The following is an 18974-nucleotide window of genomic DNA, read 5'->3' as shown; positions in this document are numbered from 1 at the left end:
AGTCGATATGAAAGGCATCATATTGGCTGGGGGAAGCGGTACACGTCTTTATCCTCTCACAAAATGTATTAGCAAACAGTTATTGCCGGTGTATGATAAACCGATGATCTATTATCCATTGTCCGTTCTTATGCTAGCCGGCATTAAAGAGATTTTGATTATTTCTACGCCCAATGATATTACTCGTTTTGAAGAGTTACTGGGTGATGGATCGCAATTGGGAATGAAGTTTTTCTACAAGGTGCAACCAAGTCCCAAAGGATTGGCGCAGGCATTCATCTTGGCTGATGATTTTATCGGTAATAACAGGGTGGCCTTGATCTTGGGTGACAATATTTTTTATGGACAGGGCTTTACACCCCTTCTGAAAAAAGCGGCTTCATTGGAGGAGGGAGCAATCGTCTTTGGTTATCAGGTCAAGGATCCTGAATGTTTTGGTGTCGTCGAATTCGATGAGAATCAAAGGGCCATCAGCATCGAGGAAAAACCGGAAAAGCCAAAATCGAACTTCGCGGTGACCGGACTCTATTTTTATGATAACGATGTAGTGAAGATCGCCAAATCCATCAAGCCTTCAGAGCGGGGAGAACTGGAGATTACATCCATCAATGAAGAGTATCTCAGAAGAGGTAAGCTGAAAGTCGAGCTATTGGGAAGAGGTTTCGCCTGGCTGGATAGCGGTACCCATGACTCTCTCATGGAGGCTTCGCTCTTTGTGCAAACGGTTGAACAGAGGCAGGGCTACAAAATTGCCTGTATCGAAGAGATCGCCTACCGTAACGGATGGATTGACAGGTCACAATTAATCGGTTTGGCGGAACCACTCAAAAAAACGGGCTATGGTCAATACCTTCTGGATATAGCGAAGGAAAATATTTAAATGCTCTCCAATGATAAAAAGAACATTTTGGTCACTGGTTGTGCAGGATTCATAGGTAGTAACTTTGTTCCTTACTTTTTGGAAAAATATGACAACTACAATATTGTCAATCTTGACCTACTGACTTATGCCGGTGATCTTGATAATTTAAAAGAGATCGGAAATCATCCACGATATAAATTTATCAAAGGGGATATTTGTAATCGTAAACTCGTAGAATTTATATTTGATGAATATGATATAAAGGGTGTTATTCACTTTGCCGCTGAGTCTCATGTGGACAACTCCATAAAAAATCCTGGAGTCTTTGTCGAGACAAATGTCAATGGAACGTTCACGTTGCTCGATGTCGCCTACAAACATTGGATGAAGAGTCCCTTTGTTTTCAAGGTTAAATATGAGGGATGTAGATTCCATCATATCTCGACCGATGAAGTCTACGGAAGCCTCGGCGACGACTCCAACGACCTATTTACCGAAGAGACGCCCTATGCACCCAATAGCCCCTATAGTGCAAGCAAGGCAGCCAGTGATATGATCGTGCGTAGTTATGTAAAGACCTATGGTATGAATTGCGTCATTACCAATTGTTCCAACAACTACGGTCCGAAACAACATGACGAGAAGCTCATCCCCACTATTATCCGCAAAGCTCTGGCTGGAGAACCTGTTCCCATCTACGGTGACGGAAAGAATATCAGGGATTGGCTCTATGTCCTTGACCATTGTAAGGGGATAGACCTTGTCTACCACAAAGGGAAGAGCGGTGAGACATACAATATCGGCGGTCGTAATGAGCGGACCAATCTTCAGATCGCCTATACCATTTGTAAAAGACTGGATGAAATTTATCCGGTTAAGGATAATCCTTCGATTTCAGATCCAAGATCAACCATCCAAAACTATAAAGATCTTTTGGTCTTTGTTGAGGATCGCGCCGGTCATGATAGACGTTATGCCATCGATGCGACAAAAATCGAGAGCGAACTCGGTTGGCGAGCGGATGAGAATTTTGATACAGGCATTATAAAAACAATCGACTGGTATTTGGAGAAATACATTGATCAACGTGACTAAAACTTATCTCCCAAACAAAGAGAAGTACAAGCAGTATGTCGATGAGATCTATGCCAATGGGTGGGTGACGAACAATGGCCCACTGGTCCAAATGCTCGAAAAAAGACTTGCCGAATACCTTGAGGTTAAAAATGTAGTTCTGGTAGCCAACGGCACAGCGGCTTTGGAGATCGCTTACCGGACATTGGATATCAAGGGTTTTGCCATCACCACTCCTTTCAGTTTTGTTGCGACGACGAGCTCTTTGGTCACCAATGGGATTCTTCCGATTTATGCGGATATCGACCCTAGAACCCTCAACATAGACCCCGATAATATTGAACCGCTTATTACTCCACACACCTCTGCCATCGTGCCGGTGCATGTTTTCGGTAATGCCTGCGAAGTCGAAGTGATCGATGCGATCGCAAAAAGTCATGGTCTGAAGGTGATCTATGATGCGGCGCATGCTTTCGGCGTAAAGTATAAAGGAAAGAGTCTGCTGAACTATGGCGATATTTCGACATTGAGCTTTCATGCGACGAAACTCTTCCATACCATTGAAGGTGGAGCTTTGATCATCAACGATGACCGATTAGTTGAAAAGGCGAGGTATCTAATCAACTTCGGTATCAAAAATGCAGAGTCCATTCCCGAGCTGGGGATCAATGCCAAGATGAACGAGTTCGAAGCGGCGATGGGGCTTTGTATGCTCGATGAGATGGAAGAGATATTATTGAGAAGAAAAAATGTTTATGAGCGGTATGAAAAAGGTTTGGATGGGGTTGTGGAGTTTCAGTGCAAAAACCCAGATGCTACAAAAAACTACAGTTATTTTCCAGTTATTTTCAAAAACGAACTTCAAATGTTAAAAGTAAAAAAAGCTCTTAATGATGCACAGATTTTTCCAAGACGTTATTTTTTCCCATCACTTGATAGTCTAAGTTATATTGAACCAAAGCAATATTGTCCCATATCAAGAGATGTGTCAAATCGAATTTTGGCTCTGCCTATGTATCCAGAATTGAGTGAGATTGAACAAGTAGAAATTCTGAATATAATTAAGAAAGTGCTTTGATGGATAAATTTCAAATTCCCTATGTGAAAACTTTTGAATTTACTAAAATTATCGGAATCGAAAATATTGATTTTGGGAAATATATCATCATCGATGATTTTGTGCTCATCTATGCCAAGGATAATATACGAATAGGCAATTATGTGCATATCGCTTCTTTCACCTCAATCAGTGGTGGCGGAGAATTAGTAATGGAAGATTTTAGTGCAGTTTCATCAGGTTGCCGTATTGTGACGGGAACAGATGATTTTAAGGAATATGGATTTGGAAATTCAACGATTTCCAATGAGTTTAGAAATATCAAAACTGCCAAGATTCATATAGAAAGATTTGCAATTATTGGGGCCAATAGCGTGATATTACCCGGGGTGACTATTGGAGAAGGGGCATCAGTGGGTGCCGGCTCTGTTGTGACTAAAGATTTGGAGCCATGGGGTATTTATGTTGGGAATAGATGTATAGGCAGGAGAAATAAGGAAGAAATCTTGAAAAATTATGAAAAATTCCAAAGATTGCCAGAGAGAGAACGTATAGGTTTATTATTTCGAGACAATATTAAGGATCGAGATTCTTGAGTAATCTCAGGCAGCAAGGAGCCAAAGCTTTCATTTGGGATTTTACAGGTAAAATTGCCAAACATGGTATGAGCTTTGTGATCTCTGTCATTTTGGCAAGACTACTTGAACCGTCGGATTTTGGGCTCATAGCTTTGGCTGCGGTTTTTATTGGCATAGCGAGTATTTTTGCCGATATGGGATTGGGGTCGGCTCTGATCCAACGGAGAAAAGTATTACCCATTCACTATTCATCTGTGTTTTATTTTAATCTTGTTTCCTCTCTTTTACTCACGATAATCGTGTGTATTGCTTCTAATTCTATTGCAGGTTTCTTCAATAATGATGCATTGAGTGTTCTTATTCGCGTTATCTCGCTAACATTTATCATAAATGCTTTCAGCAGTGTGCAGCGTACTAAATTGCGGAGAGAATTGAACTATGCTTTGTTGACAAAGATCACATTGATTTCTTCGCTAATGAGTGGGGTGGTAAGTGTTTCTCTGGCCTTTGCATCTTTTGGTGTATGGAGTTTGGTTGTGCAGTCTCTGCTTCAAGGTTTGTTGTTCAATATATTTATATGGTCCAAGAGCAAGTGGAGGCCATCACTAAATTTTTCGTGGAAAGCTCTTACACAGTTGTGGGGATATGGTTTTCGAATGTTCCTTTCCGGATTGATGGAATCGATATTCACACGTCTGGACACTCTTGTGATCGGAAAGCTTTTTTCTGCTGCGGATCTTGGATTCTTCAATAGAGCGAAATCTTTAGATCGCATGATAGTGAAGTACTCTTCTGGAAGCCTGATGTCTGTACTTTTTCCTATTTTAGCCAAAGTTCAAAGAGATCTGCCTAGATTTCAACACATATTTCTAAAATCACTTGGAATTATAGTTTTTATTTCTTTTTTTCTGATAGGACTATTATATGTCCTTTCCCACGAATTGATCCTTTTGCTCTATGGTCAGAAATGGTTACAGACGGTAGATTATTTTAAAATACTGGTCTTGAGCAGCTTTGGATACCCGGTAAGCGCTTTATTGGTTAATGTATTGAGCAGCAGGGGAAATTCTAGAGCTTTTTTACGTCTAGAGATCTATAAGAAGATCATTGGATTATTAAATTTAATTATAGCATTTCGATGGGGAATTGAAGGATACTTATATGGTTATTTGGCTGCTATGAGCCTGGCTGTCTATTTGAATGTTACATTTGTTCATAAGGAAATATTTATACCGATATGGAAGATCATAAGGCCAGTTTTGATACAAGGGGTTTTGACTTTGGGTATAGTCTTGATCGTTCAGTCATTAAATAAATATTTATTCTTTCAACCATTTACCAAGCTTGTTTTTGAAGGACTGATGTTCTCCTTATTATATTTGATCCTAAATAAATATCTTGGAATCCGATCATATGTTTATTTCATATCTGAGGCAATGCCAGTTTGTAAAAAAATATATAGTAGGATAAAAATATGATTAATAGAACTGAGCAAGAGATAATGAAAAATTGGCGAGGTGACATAAAATCACCTACTGTCAGTATATGCACCATTACTTACAACCATGAGAATTTCATTGAGGAAGCACTCGACAGTTTTCTTATGCAAGAGACGGATTTTCCTATTGAAATAGTTATTGACGATGACTGCTCTATAGACAAAACACCTGATATTATTAGAAAGTATGTCGAGAAATTCCCGAATATAATAAAAGCAAACCTGAGAGAGCAAAATGTTGGCATGATGTCAAATTTCATAGAGAATTTAAATAGAGCAAAGGGTAAATATATTGCATTATGTGAGGGAGACGACTATTGGACTGACCCTTTAAAGTTACAAAAACAAATAGGCTTTCTAGAAGAGAACAATGAATATATATTGGTAAGTGCCAATACTAAAATAGCATACGAAAAAGATGGTTTTGTGAAAAAAGAAATACACAAGAATTTTTCCAGAGACTTTGATTTTTCAGTAAAAGAACTTATGGTATTGGATACTAGTCCAGTTGCGACACTGACAGCTTCATTTCGTAATATAGTAAAAGATTATTCCAAAATTCCATTTGAAAGATATTGGGCAGGAGATAAACAATTGTGGATGTATCTGATGCAGTTTGGTAAAGGTAGATATATGAATCAGATTTTTGGTGTTTATCGCAAACACACGGGAGGTGTAACCTCCAATCTAAAAAAAGATAGAACGAGTAAAATCTTACACATTAGAAATAGAATGAATAATCATGAGGAATGGAATAAGTTTTATACCAATAAATATAATGATGAAATCGAAGCATTAAGACATAAAGAATATTTTGCTCTATCTATTCTATATTTGAAGGGTTTTGAAATCAAGGAAGCAATATATTCATCTAAATATGTCAAAATAGATAGACTATATAAAAAAAGGCACAAGGTTCTAATATCAGCTTTAAAAATTTTAAGAAAAATATCTACTGGTGAACGATGAATTGGAGCCAATTAAAGTTCAAAGCGTGTTTTTGCTTATCACGAATAAAACAATTTGGTTTGGATAACCTATCAATATGAAACAAGAAAATAAGAAATATCTATTCATCGTAAATTATGGAGTAGAATATCGCAATTTCTTTCTTAGTGGTTTAAGTAATCAATTTCCAAATCATATAGTTTTCGAGAGGAATCTCAACAGCTCATTATTTGTTGATTACATAGAGAAATATATTTTAGAAACTAAAAGAGTAAATCGCTCTGTTTTTGAAAAAAAACGTAATTTTATAGAAGATATATTCCAATCAGTTAGACAATCACGTATGACATTGAAGAAAATAGGGATATTTAAGAACTATAACATGAAAATCAATAAAATAAGTATAAGAGATCATATCAAAGGCAATATGGTAATATATAATATTTTGAGAACACTTGTTTTGTCGATCATCCCTAGGTATTATCGTGATGAACAGATAGTAAAGCTATTTAAAGAAAATAAAGTGACTGATATTATTATTTCCGGATACTCTTCGACAGCGAGTATAGCTTTTGCTGTGAACGCAATATCAAATGACATCAATGTATGGGTATTGGTCAATAGCTGGAAAGATCTTTACATCAACGAATTTGTGCCATTTTCACCTTCGGGGCTATTCGTCTGGAGTGAGGAGATGAAACACAATTATTTGTCGTTGAATACACATCTGAATCCTTCAAAGGTATATGCGTATGGCAACCCCGTGTTTGACAGATTCTATAAATATAAACCGAAATATTCTCGTTCATATTATGAAAAGAAGTATTCAATAAAGCCTTCTCAGCCTATATTACTTTACACTATGCTTGATCCTGATAGATATTCAAAGGAACATGTCATCATCGGGATGATAGGTGATGCTTTGTTGGAAAAGTATGATGAAGCGGTCAGACCTAAAATTGTCGTACGCAGAAATCCATTTGATCCTTCTGAAGAACTCTTGAAATATTTTGCAGATCATGAAGCTATTAGTGTTGCTGATCACTTTTCCGAAAGAGATAAGGACAATGACTTTTTCGTTCAAAGTATTGAGGGAGAAGACGAATGGATGGATCTTCTATATTATTCATCTATGAACATAGGAGCCGCCTCCACGGTCGCCTTGGAGGCTCTGATGCTGGGCAAACCTGTGATCACAGTGGCGTTCGATCATGACGATAGACCATCACGTTTATTGCTTTCTATGGCAGAAGCACCGTTTTATAAGTCGCTTCTGGATCGCCAGGACGTTTCTCTGGTCAAAAGCTGCAAAGAGTGCTTGGAAAGTATAGATAACTTTTTGAGACAGACTGGCGGGCAGGAAGGTTTACCTGAAATTTTAGGTATTGTCGATGGCAGGGCTGCCCAACGTATAGCGGAAGAGATAAAAAATGGATAAGAAACCTCATATAGGCTTCATATGTCATGAATATCCCCCTTGCAATCACGGAGGAATAGGATCATTTACGAAAGATCTTGCAGAAGGTTTGGTACAGGCTGGTTTTAAAGTAAGTGTAATAGGAATGTATTTACCTCATATATTAGATCTCAATAAAATAACCATTGAGAAAATATCAGGTGTTAAGATCTATAGATTACCTTTTGAAAATAGGATGAATCAAAAACACTTAAATGCGTTATATCAGCGATTGAAATTGTTGCGTTTTGTTTTAAGCACGATAAAAGAAACGGGCATAGACATTATCGAATCACCAGAGAATCAAGGATGGTTACCATTTGGTCTGTTAGGAAAAGTTCCTTTGATTACGCGTTTTCATGGGGGTGAGGCATATTTAGGCAAAACATTAAATAGACCATACTCCAGATTTACATCACTAATGGAAAAATCACAATTATTGTTTAGTGATCAGTTGGTGTCTGTTTCTAGTTTTGTGGGAAAGATGACGTTAGATGTATTAAAAACTGAAAGAAATTTTATAACTATTTACAATTCAGTAAAAATCACTAAATCAATATATCATAAAAATCTAACAAAAGTAGATGTAGAACCATATTTAATCGTTTTTTCCGGATCAATTATTAGAAATAAAGGTGTTGAAGAACTTATATTATCTATGAATATAATACTTAAAAAGTTCCCTGAAGCTAAATTGATTCTTGCCGGTAAAAATAATCGCTGGATGAATGATAAAAAATACGATGAATATCTTATGTCATTGTTGGATGATAGAAAATATGAGAAATCAATTAATTTCCTAGGTGCCATTGATAGGGAGAGAGAACTATTTCCACTTTTGTCTATGGCTCAGGTGTGTTGTTTTCCCTCATATGTAGAATCATTTTCATATGCACCCCTTGAAGCTATGGCTTTAAGAAAGCCTGTTGTGTTTACAAAGTCATCATCTGGTCCAGAAGCAATTGAAGATGGTGTTTCTGGTTTGCTTTGTGACCCAAAGGATCCCAAAGATATAGCAGAAAAGATCATGTTTCTCTTTGAGAATCCAGACAAAGCGGAGGAGTTGGCGAGAGAGGGGCAAAAACGTGTACAGACAATATTTTCATATGAAAAATGGTTGAAGAAGAATATTGATCTTTACAAGAAAGTTTTAGATGAAAATTGATGTTGTTATAGCAACTTATAACCGTCCAAAAAGCCTCAAGGGTGTCGTTGCAAAACTCCTTGATTCTAATGCTGATCTCAATAAAATCATAGTGATAGATTCTTCACGGGATGAAAATAAGCCGATTCAAGTTATGGAAAAGGTGCTTTATGTGAGATCGTCCCATGCCAATCAACCGTATCAGAGATATCTTGGATACCGCGCATCGGATGCAGATATATTGATTTTTCTGGATGATGATATGGAGCTTATAGATAACGGATGGATGGATAAGATAAAGAAAGCATTCTCGGAAGCCTCTGTAGTCGGAGTCGCTATGGCATTCGCTAACGATAATGAATTTTTAAATTCAAAAATACCAAAGTCGAAATTTGGCAATCCAAAGCGGCCTGGTTATTTCAGGCGCATTTTAAAAGCTTTCTCAGGTCATCCCTATTTGAAACCAGGCAAATTCTGGTTATGCGGCATTAGGGGGATGCAGCCACCAGAAGGAGGAGAGACTCAGTGGGTTCACGGCGGTGCTTTTGTCGCAAAGCGCTCAGCTTTATATAAAAACTTTAACTTTCGACTATTTGATCTATTTGAAGAGAAAATGGGAATGGGCGAAGATGTTTTGCTAGGGTATACATTATCCAAACAGGGTAAAATCGTTTATATTCCAGAAAGATCTTTTTATCATAACGACCAAAAAGACAGTACTTATACGATGGACCTTGAAAGTTACGGTAGGCGTGTCGCCTATTCGAGACTATATTTATCATTCGAATATGGTAGACTATCGAATGTCCCCAAAAATTTTGTCTTATTGCATTATATTTGGTATATGCTTTGGCGTTTTACCGGAATGGGTATGAATTATCTGATAGATCCCAGCACGAGTAGGAAAGAGTTGATAAAAGGATATGCAAGTGGTATAAATAAAGCGTTAAAAGATAGAAAAATTCTTTCATCTTATCTCGAAGATACTCGGTGGAGAAGGGAAACAGAAATTGATCTCAAATGATGGTGCGCATGTAGATACAGAGTATTTGTTTTTGTCTACGCAAAAATATTTAAATATATTTGCGTTTTTTTCCGTATTCCCACTTATAAAGATCTCTGGTATTTCAATAACATTTTTCATTTTTATAGTTATTGTATATAAGTTTTTAAAAAATAAAAAGAAATTATTTAGAATCACACAATGGACGGACTTGTTCTTGATGTTGTTTCTGATTTTTGTTTTAATTTCGGCATTTTTGTCGGAAGTTACCTATCGTGACAGGAGCATTTTTTCTATCTTGAAACTCCCGATACAATATGTATATTGGGTTACACTGGCGTTATTCGTAAAAACTTGGATTTATAACTATAGTTTTTATAATTTGTCAAGGTATATATTCTACGCATCAATTATTGATATCTTTTATTATGTATTTTTAAATCCAATTTTTCATGTATTTTACCCAAATTCATTCGCATATATTATAGTTGTTGCTATGCCACTCGGGTATTATTATGCTATGAAGCGTTTTAGTGTTCCTATGGTTATACTGATATCAATCGGTTTTGTACTTGGGGTATTGTACTCCGGTTCGAGAACAGGGACTGCTTTGATTGTATTTGAATTAATAATGTTGTTGAGTTTGGGAAACAGTCAATTGAAAAAAGTTTCATTGATCGTCGGTGTTTTTTCTTTACCTATTATCATTATGGTCTCTGCCAATGTATATGATTATGATATCCGACAAGCAAAACTAGACCTGGCAGATATTTTAGAAGACTATAGTCCAAAGATTGCCCATACGTTAAGGATGGAGGAAAACGTTTTTGATCGTGATAAATCATTTCTTATTAGAAAACTTATGATTCAAAAAGGAGAGAGAATATTCCAAGAGCATCCATTTTTTGGGGTTGGCCCAGGTAATTTTACAAGATATTACACTTCCCTTGATATAGACTCTGTAAGCAGTTGGTTGCATGGGAATGAACTTAAATACAATAGAACTTCTGCTCAAAATTCATATTTGATGATATTGGCGGAAAATGGTATATTGGCATTGACGAGTATTTTATTTGTAATTTTAAATATTTTATGGAAAGGCTTTTACTATATAAGGACTTTCAAGAATAATGCGGAAATATATATTTATGTTCCTTTTGTCGCATTAATATTTTATGGATTTATTTTGGTGACGACTATGGGAACACTTTTTTGGTTTTTTTTAGGACTTGCGTTAACGTTGACTCAACGTAGAAGGCATTTATCATGACATTGGGATTTCATTATCATATACCAGCGATAAAAAAATCAGATGGAAAAATATACATGCCTGGGTATTTGGGTGTATTTATTGAATCGCTTGCCAAAGAATGTGAAGAAGTTATTTGTTTTTTACACAGGCCTTTGGAAAGCGAACTTGATTCGATGGATTACATGATAAAAGAAAATAATGTCTCTTTGGTAAATCTTGGCATACACGACACTATGTTTAATAGGGTCCTGAATTATAGGAAACACACCTCCAGGATCAAGCCATATCTTTCAACTGTCGATTTGATGTTGATTCGGGGACCGTCACCACTTTTGCCGTTTGTGGCCAAAATGTGTAAAAAAAATAATGTCCTCTATGCCTTTTTGTTGGTTGGTGATTATCTCAAAAGCTTGGCTGGTTCCAATATTAGACATCCACTTAAAAAATTTTCACTATGGTCCTTTTATAAAATCAATAAAACATTACAGGACCACTATGCTCGCCATGCTTTAATATTTGCCAACAATAGGGTTGTTTATGATGAATATAATGAAAAACATAATAATGTTTTTGAGATTAGAACGACCACGTTGACCGTCAATGATTTTTTTAAAAGAGAAGATACTTGTGTAAAATTTCCTATAAAACTGGCCTATGCCGGAAGGATTGAACCAGCAAAAGGTATTGATGATATCATTGATGCTTTAAAACTCTTGCGAAGAGATGGAATTGATGTGGAATTACATATAGCTGGATGGGATCCTTCTGCTGAAGGGAAGTATTTAAAAGACTTGACACTCAACATTAAAAAGAAAGGGTTGGAAGATCTTGTTTTTTTTCATGGGAAAAAGCGTGTTGGGAAAGAGCTTTTTTCATTTTATAGAAGTTGCGATATATTTATTGTCGCATCGAAAGGCAACGAAGGGTTTCCTCGAACGATATGGGAGGCTATGGCACAAAGTATGCCGATAATTTCGACTCGAGTTGGTTCTATCCCAGATATGCTTAACGAGGGAGAAGATGTTCTTTTGGTCGAGCAGTCCAATCCCAGGCAGATATCCGGAGCTGTTAAAAGATTATTGGAAGATGAAAGATTACGGAAACGCTTGATTATCAATGGATATGATCTCGCAAAGCTCAATATTATGGAAATTCAAATAAAAAAAATGATTGATATTATGAAGGATTATTCTGATAATGCGCAACATTAGAAGATTACTGCGTTATGACATACCTTTGCATTTTGCATTACTTTTGACAAATTGGTTACCTGACATTGTACCTGTATTGCGTATTCGGGGATATTTGGTCCATTTTTTTTTAGGTGAATGTGGGAGAAATTTAAGGTTAGGAAGAAACGTAATTTTTTACAACCCTAAAAATATTCATATAGGTGAAGATGTTTATATTGCATATGGCACATGGTTCTCTGCCGGAGAAATAATCACGATCGGAGATGAGGTGATCATAGGACCATACTGCGTATTTGCTTCTTCTGATCATACAAAAGTCAACGGTTCATTTAGATATGGTATGCCAAGAAAAAAACCCATAACTGTAAGAGAAGGAAGTTGGATAGCTGCACAGTGTAGCATTCTTGCCGGTAGTGACATAGGAAAGGGTGTGGTTGTAGCGGCGAATAGTGTCGTAAAAGGGAAGATGCAAGATCAAACACTTTGTGCGGGAGCACCCTGCCGGAGTATAAAAAGATATGAATAAAAAGAGAATAGTTTTTGTGGGCAGTCATCTCTCCGATAAGAGAGGTACAAAAGGGATTTCTGAGAAGATTTCAATATTGTTAAGAGATAAATACGAAGTAGTTTTGGTATCACGTTATGAAAATTTGGCCTTGCGTTCAATGGATATTATATGGACTTTATTAAGCAGCAGATTTGATATTGTACATATTGATGTTTTTAGTAATAAAGCATTTTATTATGCCGATATAGCGTCAAGAATAGCCAAGGCTAAAAAGGAAAGATTAATAATGACCCTTCGTGGTGGGATGTTGCACGAAGAATATGAACGATATCCTTCAAGAATGAAGAAAGTGTTTGAACGTGCGGATATTTTACAATCACCATCATTGTTCCTGATAGATTTTTTTAAACGGAAAGGTTTCAATGTAAATTATATGCCGAATTTTATAGAAATTGATAGATTCAACTATAATCGCGACAACGTACATCCAAATACTATTCTTTGGGTACGGGCCTTTGCTGAGATATATCAACCTGAATTGGCTGTCAGGACCATTGGCAAATTAGTAACGAAATATCCGGATATCAAGTTGACAATGATCGGGCCGGATCATGGTCTTTTGCCAGGGATTGAGAAGCTGATCATCGAATTGGAGCTTGATGATCACGTTGAAGTTGTCGGAAGAATCCCAAATGAAGAGCTCTATCGATATTATCAAACCCACGCAGTCTATTTGAATACAACGCGTTATGAAAGCTTTGGTATGGCTGTGATTGAGGCTGCGGCTTGCGGTATACCTGTTGTTTCAACAAATGTCGGTGAAATACCATATATCTGGAATGACAATGAAAATATATTGTTGTCCAGGGCCGATGATGAAGATATGGCGCAAAAAGTAGATATCCTTCTTTCTGATCCATACTTGGCTGCATCAATCTCTAAAAATGCCAGGAAAAAAGCTGAAACTTTTTCTTGGGAACATATCAAAGCCAAGTGGATGAGGCTGCTTGATGGGAAGGAGAGTTAAATGTCGTTGTTCGAGCTGATCTATAAATGGCGATATTATAATATCGATACTATCGTTAAAGAGATCGAAATGTTACGATCGCTTCCCAAAGAAGATTTTTTGCAGTGGCAGGAGAAAAAGAAGTGGGAAATTGCGCAATATCTCTATGATAACAATACTTTTTATCGTGATTATGTAGGCGATGTGTTTCCGGAAAAATGGGAGGAACTTCCGATTATCACAAAATCAGATCTTCAAATAGACTTAGATAGGCTTATTTCAAAGCCATACAATATAAAAAATCTTTATATTAATAACACCTCTGGTTCATCTGGTCACCCTTTGACGTTTACAAAAAGTTATTACACACAAGCTAGGGTTTGGGCATATAAAAAATATTTTTTGGCTCAACATGGACTAACATTATCTTCTAAAGAGGCTAGATTTTATGGTATGCCAAAAAGTTTTAAAGGTAAGATAATTCAAAAAACAAAAGATTTCATATTGAACAGAAACCGCTTTGTCGTTTTTGAATTCTCTGATGAAATATTTGAAGAATGGATTAAGAGATTTAAAAGAATAGCATTTGAGTACATATATGGATATACAAGTGCCATCGTTCTATTCTCGAGATATTTGATAAAAAAAAGATTGATTCTTAAGGAAATATGTCCAACATTAAAACTTGTCATAGTGACATCAGAAACATGCAGTGTAGAGGACAAAGCAATCATCAAAAAAGCAACAGGAGTAAAGGTAAGGAATGAATATGGATCAGCAGAAGCAGGAATTTTTGGCTTTGAGTGTGACAGGGGACATATTCACTTATTAGAAGAAAATCTTTATTTTGAAACCAATGATAGAAATGAATTATTAGTGACCGATTTGTCAAATAAGTCATTTCCTATGATTCGCTATAATATTGGAGATATTGCTTCCTTGGAAAATCAAAAGTGTACTTGTGGCAATAGAAACAGATATATTTCCAAATTGGAAGGGAGAACAAATGATGTTGCACTTCTTCCAAGTGGAAAGCAATCACCTGGACTAACGTTTTATTATGTGTCACGTGCATTGCTTGAATCCTCTGGAGTATTAAAAGAATTTATTATTCGACAAACAGCCTTGGATACATTTGAGTTTGATGTAGTATCAGACAAGAAAATATCTCAAAAAGACATAGAAGAATTGGAGTATAGTGTCGCAGAATACCTGGAACCAGGACTTAAAATTATTGTAAATCAAGTAGATAAAATAAATAGACCATCTTCTGGAAAAATAAAACATTTTTATTCTGAAATCAATAGGAAACTAGACAGCAAATGAAGATATGTATTTTAAAAGGACCTGATCCGAGGCATGCGTATTTTGCACAGAAGGTATCAAGTCTTCCCTCACATGACTATTTATGCTTGACGCATAGAAGGGTCAATAAAAATAGATTGTTGAACATGATGATTAAATCACCAGTAACATTTTTTAATAGAGTTAGTAAATATATTTTTTATACTTTTGTTAAATGGAAACTAAGAGAAAAAGTTTATTTTAAAATAAACAAAATACCTGATGAATTTATTGTTGAAAGTTATAATTCAGATGAAACATTTGATTTAATAAGTGATTTTGGTCCTGATCTTATAGTTGTTTTTGGTACACCAATCATTTCAAACAGGATTATGAATTTGGCACAATTTGGTGCCATAAACTTACATGGCGGTATTTCTCCAGACTACAAGGGTGGCAATACCATTTTTTGGGCACTTTATAATGGCGAAGTAGAAAAAGCTGGTGCTACTTTACATTATATGATTGAAAAAGTTGATAGTGGGGATATCCTTGCTAAAGTCTATCCAGACATTAAATCAACTGACGACGAGTTTACTGTTTCTGCAAAAACATTTGAGTACGCAACTAATGAAATGTGCAGAATCATAAAAAAAATTGATTCTGAACATAGAATTCTACCTGGTGAAAAACAAACAGAAAAAGGAAAGTTATACTTGGCAAAAGACAGGACATTATTAAAGGATTTTATTGGTTTATTTAGGATAAAAAAAAACCTTAAAAATGTTTCCTTGATAAAAAGAATAGAACGATATTATGACAAGTGACAATATGAGAAAAATATATTTAACATTTGATATTGAGACAATTACTAGTCGTATGAGCTATAATCCAAATTTTTACACTAATATTTTGCTTGGTGCACTATATATCGCAAAAGAATTAAAAAATAGGGATTTGAAGGCCACATTTTTCATAAGCCTATCTCCCAAAACAGATGACCTTGGTTATGATGATTATTTTGAAAATATTAATTATCTAATTGAACTATTGCTGCCCTTTGATAATATAAAGCTTCAGCCTCATATGCATATGAAAAATTTACCTATGGAATTCAATACAAAGAGCGATAAGTTTTCAGATTATACTTTAGATCAACAGGTCTCTGCTTTGATATGGGCCAAAAGAGTCTTTGAAAGACATGGAGTCAAGGTTGATTCTTTTAGACCAGGTGGTTATAGTGTAAATAAACAATATTATGAAGCCTTATCCAGAGCAGGTTATCAATTCAGTTCTATTATGAAAAAAGATACAGTTCATATTGATACAATGGAACATAAAATAAATATAGAAGAACCATATGAAAGCTATTTTAATATAAAAGAATATCCTGTTACATCTTTGCTTATACAATCTATAAAAAGAAAAAGAGAGATCGTTAATCTTTCACCTGATTTTTTCACATATAGCAGTATGAGGCAATATATTGATAATAGTAACTATGTTAATATAAACTTCCATAGTTTCTCTGTTTTTACGAATCGGTTTGCTCGAGAAAATCATGATAATATATTGAAACATAATATAAAATACTTTTTTTTCGAAAAACCTTTCATAAAAATATTAAAATATTTTAATTATGAAGTAATAAATCATAACACACTATTCAAATCTGCACTAGAGGAGTGGCTTACAGAAATTGAAGTATACTCATTAAATACTTATTTTATTGGAGAATAGATGAAACTCCTCTTCATCACCGACAACTTCCCTCCAGAAACCAACGCCCCGGCAACGCGGACCTATGAGCATTGCAAAGAGTGGGTGAAGGAGGGAGTGGAGGTGACCGTCGTTACCTGTGCACCGAATTTTCCGCAGGGCAAAGTTTACCAGGGGTACAAGAACAGGTTTTATCAAAAAGAATATATCGATGGCATTGAAGTCATCCGTGTCTGGAGCTATATCACGGCCAACGAGGGATTTGCCAAACGCGTAATGGATTATTTCAGTTTCGCTTTTACGGCGTTTTGGGCAGGGCTCTTTCAAAACTATGATGTGATCATCGCCACTTCTCCGCAATTTTTTACGACCTGGACAGCCTTGGCACTTTCAAAGATACGCCGAAAACCCTGGATCTTCGAACTGCGTGATCTCTGGCCGGAGTCCATCCGTACCGTGGGGGCTATGAAACAGAGCCGTGCGTTAGATTGGCTGGAAAGGGTGGAGCTTTGGCTTTACAGAGATGCCGCCAAAGTCGTGGCGGTGACCGATGCCTTCAAACAAAATCTTATCGACAGGGGTATCGATGCGGAGAAGGTGGAGGTCGTGACCAACGGCGCCAACCTCGAGCTCTATGAGCCGAGAGAAAAAGATGAAGAACTGCTCTCTGCCCTTGGATTGGAAGGAAAATTCGTTGTCGGATATATCGGAACCCACGGTATGGCGCACAGTCTCGATTTTATCATCCGCTCCGTCGCGAAGGTAAAGGACGATTCGATCCATTTCCTTTTTGTGGGAAGCGGTGCGGCCAAGGCGGGTCTGGTCGAAGCTGTCAATGAACTGGGATTGGAGAATGTTACACTGCTTGATCCTATCGCCAAAGAAGAGGTGCCTCGGTATTTGAGCATTGTCGATGTCTCCCTTGCTCCGCTGAAAAAGTCCGAGACGTTCAAAACCGTCATCCCCTCCAAGATCTTCGAAGCCTCGGCTATGGGAAAACCCACTCTGCTTGGCGTCGAAGGGCAGGCACAGGAGATCATCGAGCGTTACGGTGCCGGGCTCTGTTTCGAACCGGAGAACGAAAAGGATTTCCTGGAGAAGCTGATGCGGCTCAAAGAGGATGAGGCGCTTTATCGCTCCTGTGTGGAGGGGTGTAAGAAACTCGCGATAGACTTTGACCGAAAAGGCCTGGCAATGAAAATGTTGAAAATTATCGAACAAGTGGGAGAGAGGGAACAATGAAAATCATCTCCGTAGTGGGGGCTCGTCCAAATTTTATGAAGATCGCTCCGTTTATCAATGCGATCAGAAAACATAATGTGAATACCGGCAATGAGGCGATAGAGCATCTTTTGGTTCATACCGGGCAGCATTATGATGAGCGTATGTCCAAAGTTTTCTTTGAATCGCTTGGGATTCCAGAAGCGGACATCCATCTGGGGATCGGTTCCGGAAGCCACGCGGAGCAGGTGGGGAATACGATGATCGCTTTTGAAAAAGTACTTCGGGAGGAACGCCCCGACTGGGTCGTGGTCGTCGGGGATGTCAATGCCACGCTTGCCTGTGCGGTGACGGCTAAAAAAGAGCATATCAGGGTGTGCCATATCGAAGCGGGATTGCGTTCGGGCGATATGGATATGCCCGAAGAGATCAATCGTCTGGTAACCGATAGGCTCTCTGATCTTTTGCTGACTCCTGACAGGCTTTCCAATGAGAATCTGCGTAAAGAAGGTGTGCCGGAGGAGAAGATCCGATTTGTCGGAAACATTATGATCGATACCCTCGAAGCCAATAGGCAAAAAGCCGCGGCACTGGATGTCGGAACGATCATTCGCGACAACCTGCTGGAATCACGGACGGAACTTCCCGACAAGGTGGAGTCTTTTTCCATTCTGACGATGCACCGGCCCTCCAATGTCGATCGCAAAGAGGTGCTCGAACCGATCATCGATTTCCTCCTGGATGAAGTCTGTGCGCGGGAGGTGCTGATCTGGCCCATACACCCGAGGACGCGCAAACAGCTCGAGCGATTCGGGCTCTGGGACCGGGTGACGGCTGAGCCGAACCTTATTTTGTTGCATCCCGTCAATTACTATGAGATGCTCAAGCTGAATATGGAAGCCAACACTATGCTGACAGACAGCGGAGGTTTGCAGGAAGAGTGCTGCGTACTTGGAACGCCCTGCATGACGTTGCGCTGGAATACCGAACGGCCCATTACCTTGCGGGAGCACGGAGGAGCGTCGATCCTTGTCGGCAATGCCGTCGATAAAATACGCCGAGCCTATAAAGAACTTTCGCAAAGCACACGAAAGCCGCAAAGACCCGAATTGTGGGATGGACAGACTGCCCAAAGGTGCTTGGATGCGCTTTTGGAAGCGCAGGGATAAAG

18 protein-coding genes are annotated in these 18974 nt (G+C 37.6%); all 18 read left to right on the top strand.

Annotated elements, in window-relative coordinates; all coding sequences use genetic code 11:
• Positions 1-7: 7 nt before the first annotated feature.
• The 18 genes from rfbA (at position 8) to wecB (ending at position 18972) form a co-directional block, all read left to right on the top strand.
• On the top strand, positions 8-880 hold the full coding sequence (gene rfbA, locus NITSA_RS08765) for a glucose-1-phosphate thymidylyltransferase RfbA (protein ID WP_013554661.1): 873 nt from the start codon (positions 8-10) through the stop codon (positions 878-880).
• Entirely contained in the window at positions 881-1957 is a 1077-nt protein-coding gene (gene rfbB / locus NITSA_RS08760; RefSeq protein ID WP_013554660.1) for a dTDP-glucose 4,6-dehydratase, read from the top strand.
• On the top strand, positions 1950-3014 hold the full coding sequence (locus NITSA_RS08755; protein ID WP_245526330.1) for a DegT/DnrJ/EryC1/StrS family aminotransferase: 1065 nt from the start codon (positions 1950-1952) through the stop codon (positions 3012-3014). The genes rfbB and NITSA_RS08755 overlap by 8 nt, the downstream gene beginning before the upstream one ends.
• Positions 3014-3589: an acyltransferase gene (locus NITSA_RS11725; protein WP_013554658.1), complete on the top strand. Its 576-nt coding sequence runs from the start codon at positions 3014-3016 to the stop codon at positions 3587-3589. Before NITSA_RS08755 ends, NITSA_RS11725 begins: the two co-directional genes overlap by 1 nt.
• A complete protein-coding gene (locus tag NITSA_RS08745) occupies positions 3586-5049 on the top strand; it encodes a lipopolysaccharide biosynthesis protein (protein WP_013554657.1) in 1464 nt (487 codons plus the stop codon). Before NITSA_RS11725 ends, NITSA_RS08745 begins: the two co-directional genes overlap by 4 nt.
• Positions 5046-6038, top strand: coding sequence for a glycosyltransferase (locus tag NITSA_RS08740; protein WP_013554656.1), 993 nt, complete (start codon positions 5046-5048; stop codon positions 6036-6038). The genes NITSA_RS08745 and NITSA_RS08740 overlap by 4 nt, the downstream gene beginning before the upstream one ends.
• 76 nt (positions 6039-6114) lie before the next feature.
• Positions 6115-7455 carry a glycosyltransferase family protein gene (locus NITSA_RS08735; protein ID WP_013554655.1) on the top strand — a complete coding sequence of 447 codons (1341 nt, stop codon included), beginning with the start codon at positions 6115-6117 and terminating at the stop codon, positions 7453-7455.
• Positions 7448-8638, top strand: coding sequence for a glycosyltransferase family 4 protein (locus NITSA_RS08730; protein WP_013554654.1), 1191 nt, complete (start codon positions 7448-7450; stop codon positions 8636-8638). The genes NITSA_RS08735 and NITSA_RS08730 overlap by 8 nt, the downstream gene beginning before the upstream one ends.
• Positions 8628-9641: a glycosyltransferase family 2 protein gene (locus tag NITSA_RS08725; protein ID WP_013554653.1), complete on the top strand. Its 1014-nt coding sequence runs from the start codon at positions 8628-8630 to the stop codon at positions 9639-9641. Before NITSA_RS08730 ends, NITSA_RS08725 begins: the two co-directional genes overlap by 11 nt.
• Positions 9628-10890 carry an O-antigen ligase family protein gene (locus NITSA_RS08720; RefSeq protein ID WP_042203928.1) on the top strand — a complete coding sequence of 421 codons (1263 nt, stop codon included), beginning with the start codon at positions 9628-9630 and terminating at the stop codon, positions 10888-10890. Before NITSA_RS08725 ends, NITSA_RS08720 begins: the two co-directional genes overlap by 14 nt.
• Entirely contained in the window at positions 10887-12083 is a 1197-nt protein-coding gene (locus NITSA_RS08715; RefSeq protein ID WP_042203926.1) for a glycosyltransferase, read from the top strand. Before NITSA_RS08720 ends, NITSA_RS08715 begins: the two co-directional genes overlap by 4 nt.
• Positions 12070-12591, top strand: coding sequence for an acyltransferase (locus NITSA_RS11170; protein WP_013554650.1), 522 nt, complete (start codon positions 12070-12072; stop codon positions 12589-12591). The genes NITSA_RS08715 and NITSA_RS11170 overlap by 14 nt, the downstream gene beginning before the upstream one ends.
• Positions 12584-13600 carry a glycosyltransferase family 4 protein gene (locus tag NITSA_RS08710; RefSeq protein ID WP_013554649.1) on the top strand — a complete coding sequence of 339 codons (1017 nt, stop codon included), beginning with the start codon at positions 12584-12586 and terminating at the stop codon, positions 13598-13600. Before NITSA_RS11170 ends, NITSA_RS08710 begins: the two co-directional genes overlap by 8 nt.
• Before the next feature lie 6 nt (positions 13601-13606).
• The gene (locus NITSA_RS08705) at positions 13607-14905 is read left to right on the top strand and encodes a phenylacetate--CoA ligase family protein (protein ID WP_148224967.1); all 1299 of its coding nucleotides are present in this window, start codon (positions 13607-13609) and stop codon (positions 14903-14905) included.
• Entirely contained in the window at positions 14902-15690 is a 789-nt protein-coding gene (locus tag NITSA_RS10945) for a formyl transferase (RefSeq protein ID WP_013554647.1), read from the top strand. Before NITSA_RS08705 ends, NITSA_RS10945 begins: the two co-directional genes overlap by 4 nt.
• Complete coding sequence (locus tag NITSA_RS08695) at positions 15680-16603, top strand: polysaccharide deacetylase family protein (protein ID WP_013554646.1); 924 nt, start codon at positions 15680-15682, stop codon at positions 16601-16603. Before NITSA_RS10945 ends, NITSA_RS08695 begins: the two co-directional genes overlap by 11 nt.
• Positions 16604-17824 carry a glycosyltransferase family 4 protein gene (locus tag NITSA_RS08690; protein WP_013554645.1) on the top strand — a complete coding sequence of 407 codons (1221 nt, stop codon included), beginning with the start codon at positions 16604-16606 and terminating at the stop codon, positions 17822-17824.
• The gene (wecB, locus tag NITSA_RS08685; RefSeq protein ID WP_013554644.1) at positions 17821-18972 is read left to right on the top strand and encodes a non-hydrolyzing UDP-N-acetylglucosamine 2-epimerase; all 1152 of its coding nucleotides are present in this window, start codon (positions 17821-17823) and stop codon (positions 18970-18972) included. Before NITSA_RS08690 ends, wecB begins: the two co-directional genes overlap by 4 nt.
• Positions 18973-18974 lie beyond the last annotated feature (2 nt).

It is taken from the genome of Nitratifractor salsuginis DSM 16511 (assembly GCF_000186245.1).
GTDB lineage: Bacteria > Campylobacterota > Campylobacteria > Campylobacterales > Sulfurovaceae > Nitratifractor > Nitratifractor salsuginis.
This window is presented reverse-complemented; position numbering and strand designations above follow the sequence as displayed.